Annotated in this window: 6 protein-coding genes; 3 read left to right on the top strand and 3 right to left on the bottom strand. The window is 42.4% G+C overall.

What is annotated here, in order from left to right; translation table 11 throughout:
* On the top strand, positions 1–86 hold an 86-nt coding region (locus QNM18_RS27225; protein WP_284138616.1), incomplete at its 5' end, for an integrase core domain-containing protein.
* Positions 87–125: 39 nt separating this feature from the next.
* Here the strand turns inward: QNM18_RS27225 and QNM18_RS27220 are convergent.
* Together QNM18_RS27220 and QNM18_RS27215 are read right to left on the bottom strand one after the other, a co-directional pair.
* Positions 126–1,733, bottom strand: a complete 1,608-nt coding sequence (locus QNM18_RS27220; RefSeq protein WP_211013397.1) for a methyl-accepting chemotaxis protein — start codon at positions 1,731–1,733, stop codon at positions 126–128.
* Positions 1,734–1,837: 104 nt separating this feature from the next.
* On the bottom strand, positions 1,838–2,299 hold the full coding sequence (locus tag QNM18_RS27215; protein ID WP_211013398.1) for a group II truncated hemoglobin: 462 nt from the start codon (positions 2,297–2,299) through the stop codon (positions 1,838–1,840).
* 26 nt (positions 2,300–2,325) lie between these two features.
* Here QNM18_RS27215 and aroE point away from each other — a divergent pair, with 26 nt between their 5' ends.
* Both aroE and QNM18_RS27205 read left to right on the top strand, forming a co-directional pair.
* Positions 2,326–3,135 carry a shikimate dehydrogenase gene (gene aroE, locus QNM18_RS27210; protein WP_211013399.1) on the top strand — a complete coding sequence of 270 codons (810 nt, stop codon included), beginning with the start codon at positions 2,326–2,328 and terminating at the stop codon, positions 3,133–3,135.
* Between the two features lies 1 nt (position 3,136).
* Positions 3,137–3,376 carry a DUF1488 family protein gene (locus QNM18_RS27205; protein WP_211013400.1) on the top strand — a complete coding sequence of 80 codons (240 nt, stop codon included), beginning with the start codon at positions 3,137–3,139 and terminating at the stop codon, positions 3,374–3,376.
* Here the strand turns inward: QNM18_RS27205 and QNM18_RS27200 are convergent.
* Positions 3,362–3,892 (bottom strand): gamma carbonic anhydrase family protein, encoded by a 531-nt coding sequence (locus QNM18_RS27200; RefSeq protein ID WP_211013401.1) that lies wholly within the window; start codon positions 3,890–3,892, stop codon positions 3,362–3,364. The genes QNM18_RS27205 and QNM18_RS27200 overlap by 15 nt on opposite strands.
* Between the last annotated feature and the right edge of the window lie 305 nt (positions 3,893–4,197).

Here is a 4,197-nt window from a genome sequence, read left to right as displayed (position 1 = left end):
AGCAGTCTGTTGAAACCTATAATCAGAAAAGGCCACACACAGCCTTAAAGTACAAAACGCCCGATGAAATTCATCGAGCGTTTTGACATAAAAAGTGTCAACCCATACTAGGATGGGTCAATGGATTAATTTAGTTTAAAGCCTCTGACCTGCTCATCTAAAGAACGAGCTAACTCCAACAACTCTTCGCTGACACGTTTACTACCATGGGCGTCTTCTAACGATTGCTCTGCGTTGTCTCGGATAGCGACAACACTTTGATTGATCTCTTCTGCCGCCTGATTTTGTTGCTCAGTAGCGTCGGCAATTTGGACATTTAGCGCATTGATCTCATGCATTTGAGATGAAATATCTTTAAGTGCCTGTGCGACCTGTTGCACTTGCGCTGCTCTATCATCTGCTTCAGCGCAAGAGGCGTTCATGGCACTAACGGTTTGCTCTGCTTCTTGCTGAAGCTTGTCTATGGTACGACGGATTTCGTCGGTAGAATCGTGAGTGCGGGTAGCAAGGGTTCTGACTTCATCTGCAACTACCGCAAATCCTCTACCTGCTTCTCCCGCGCGTGCCGCTTCTATCGCGGCATTGAGAGCTAGTAAATTGGTTTGCTCGGCGATACTGCTGATCACTTCAAGTACTTTTCCGACTGCCAGCGTTTGTGTTTGTAATTGACTGACTTGATTTGCCGCATCGCGAATATCACCAGCTAACTGATTTATACTTTGCTCGGTGGTATGCGCAATCGACATACTTTGTTCAGCAAGGTGATTGCTACTGTCGGATTTTTCAGATGCAAAGTGAGTGGTATTTTTTACTTCACTGGAAGAGCTTTCCAGCTCGTTAATTGCTGCTGCTACTGAATCGGTTCCCTGCTTTTGCGATTGAATTGCTTCTTCTGTGGTCTCAGCCGCTGTGTAAATATGCTCTGCCGAGTGTATTAATATTTTTGATGAACGGGATACCTCGGCAATGTTCTCTTTAAATGCGGACATCATTTTATTGAAATTAGTTGCTAAGCGGCCCAATTCGTCATCTATTTCATCATGAATTCGCAAACTTAAATCTTGGTTGGTTGTGGCTAGGCGCATTGTTTTGCCGAGTTTCTTTAATCTGACGATAAAGAGCTTACGAAATAGTGTACCGAGAATAAAAAAAGCGGTGGCAAATATGGCGGTAAGTATAGTTGTGCTAAATATCGTGTTTTCGTCCACAGTTGTGTCTATATCTCCAAGGGAATAGCTAATTTTCACTGCGCCCAATACATCTCCCTCTTTTGCCTGATGACAGCCAAGACAATTGGTCCCTTTATAATCGGCACTTGCAACCATAGGCTTCAGATAGGTCATAACGCGCTTGTCACCACGTTGCTCAATCACTAACAGTTCTTCTCCTTTAAGAGCGGCATGTTCTGCATCTGTTTGAGGTGATTCGTTTGCGTTGCCCTGACCGTAAAGTTTATTTACCAGCTCGCCACGTACGATATGCGCATCTTCTATATTTTCATGATTACGCAATTTAGCGCCAAGAATATGCCTGTTAGACATAGTACCTGTGAGCATCATGGTGTTGATAGAATCGAAATAATTATCGGCTAATAATCGAATATTGGTTTCTACAGTTTGCTCGGCTAGGTTCTTTTGTTGACTGCTATTACTAATAATACTGGCAACCAAGACCAGTACACCGGTAATGGCGAGGAGAGCATATATTTTATGTTGAATAGACTTCACACGCATCGCACCTACTATGAAATAAGCGTTCATTATGCGTGTGAATAATTAAGCAAGGTTTGACTCAGCGCAAAAGTCGCTGAGCTAATGCAAATTTATAAATAGCAACTTTAGTCTTGGTTAATCATATGTGTCGCCAATTGGGCAAGGGATTTACGCAACCCTTCTCGTAGCAGAGGATTGTCAATTTCCGTATCTAGTGCTTTATCCATACAGTACATCCATTGATCACGTAACTCTTTGTCAATCGTAAAGGGCATATGTCGCATTCTCAAACGGGGGTGTCCATATTTCTCGACAAACAGATCTGGGCCACCTAGCCAACCGGACAAGAACTCGAAAAAAACTTGGCGGATCCTATCAAGTGGCAATGGGTGCATGTCGTAAAGCGGTTTTGCATAAGGGTCACTTTCCATGATGTCATAAAAGCGATTTGCCAATGCCAATGCGCCACTTTCACCACCAATTAGCTCGTAAGGTGTTCGTTCTGGGGTCGGCGCTTGATGATTTTGAGATGTCTTAGGATCTTCACTTGCATCTTTATTAAAGATACGTTTAATTAACTGCTTCATTCACTATCACTATTGTTAGGCTAAAAATGGACAAATATGCGGTTTTTGGTAACCCGATAAAGCATTCTAAATCGCCTGAGATTCATTCGCAATTTGCTTCTGGTCTCAACGAGCAGATCGAATACACTGCTATTTTGGCGCCAGTAGATGGATTTACGCTTAGTCTCAAAGACTTTTTTGCATCAGGAGGGAAAGGGGCTAATGTCACTTTACCCTTTAAAGAAGAGGCTTATGCATACGCAGATACCCTTACTGACAGAGCAAAGTTAGCTGGTGCCGTAAATACTTTAAAATTACAAAGCGATGGTTCTATACTTGGTGACAATACCGACGGGGCAGGGCTAGTCGCTGATTTGCAAAGGCATCAAGTGCGGCTACAAGATAGCGTAGTATTATTGTTAGGTGCTGGTGGTGCTGCTAGGGGTTGTATTTACCCATTACTGCAAGCAGGTGTAAAACGTATTGTTGTGGCGAATCGAACGGTTGCAAAAGCACAGCAACTGGCTGCGCTGTTTGCACCTTATGGAGAAGTGCATGCAGTGTCACTCAAAGAGATCCCTAGCTTAGCGTTTGATGGTGTTTTAAACTCAACATCATCAAGCGTTACCGGTGATATACCTAATATAGAGGGAGAATTGGTAGCAGGTGTGAGCTGGAGCTACGATATGTTTTATTCTGACCAGCAAACCAGCTTTTTAAATTGGGTGGCAGACCATAATTCGCAATGTCAGCTTATTGATGGTATCGGTATGTTGATAGGCCAAGCGGCAGAAGCTTATTCCGTATGGAGAGGAAAACTTCCAAATGTTGAACCGGTACTAGCGAAGGTCAAATAATATGAACCAAGCGATATTATTTAATGATGATATTCACTTTGATGCGTCACGCCGGAGATTAGTCTTCACGGCAATGGTATCAGGGATGATTGTGCCTTGCGTAGTTGAAGTCCCTGAATCTGAAGTCGAGCCAATAATGCACTTTAGAAACCATCAATTTGATTATGAAATGCAGGCCGAAGAGCTCATCGAAGATGAGCATTATTCGTCGTCAGGAGAAGTAGAGTTAACTTTCCTGTAGATATTCATCTTTTAGCTCGACGTAGTTTTGAGCTGATACCCTTAAAAAAGCGAGCTCTTGTTCTGTGAGTTTTCGGGCTTGCTTTACTGGACTTCCGACATACAAATAACCTGATTCAAGGGTTTTATTTGGCGGTACTAATGCGCCTCCACCGATAATAACATCATCTTCAACGGTCACATTGTCCATGACGATGGCTCCCATACCTACTAAAATGCGGTTACCTAATTGGCAGCCATGCAGCATGACTTTGTGACCTACAGTGACATCATTGCCTATAATAAGTGGATAGCCGTCTGGATTAGACTGACTTTTTCGCGTCAAATGTAAAACACTTCCATCTTGCACATTGGTGCGCTCACCAATTTTGATGTAATTGACGTCACCACGGGCAGCAACCAGTGGCCAAACACTACTATCTTTACCAATACTGATGTCACCGACGAGTACTGCGCTTTCGTCTACATATACCCCATTAGATAATTTAGGGGCGATACCTTTGTATGTTCTTAACATGTTATAAGACTCTCGAAACAATATGGACCTAGTGTAGAGTTTAATTATCGAAATCTCTATAGTGTGAGTAAAACCTATCAAAGTACACTAAATGTACTATTTTAATGTGTTTAGGTTGATAATTACTCGAACAGCCCATTTTAATAACTTTTCTTAAAAAAGTACTTGCACAATTTCTTAAGCCCCCTATAATGCGCACCCACTGACACGGCGGGACGCAAACAAAAACGCAAACCAAAGTGAAGGTGAAAGTTAAACGGAAAGCTTAATTAAGAAAAATTAAATTTTCTAGTTGACTTTAAAAG

The organism is Pseudoalteromonas obscura, from assembly GCF_030135505.1.
In the GTDB taxonomy this organism is placed as follows: domain Bacteria; phylum Pseudomonadota; class Gammaproteobacteria; order Enterobacterales; family Alteromonadaceae; genus Pseudoalteromonas; species Pseudoalteromonas obscura.
The sequence above is the reverse complement of the archived record's forward strand: the minus strand, read 5'-3'. Positions and strand labels throughout refer to the sequence as shown.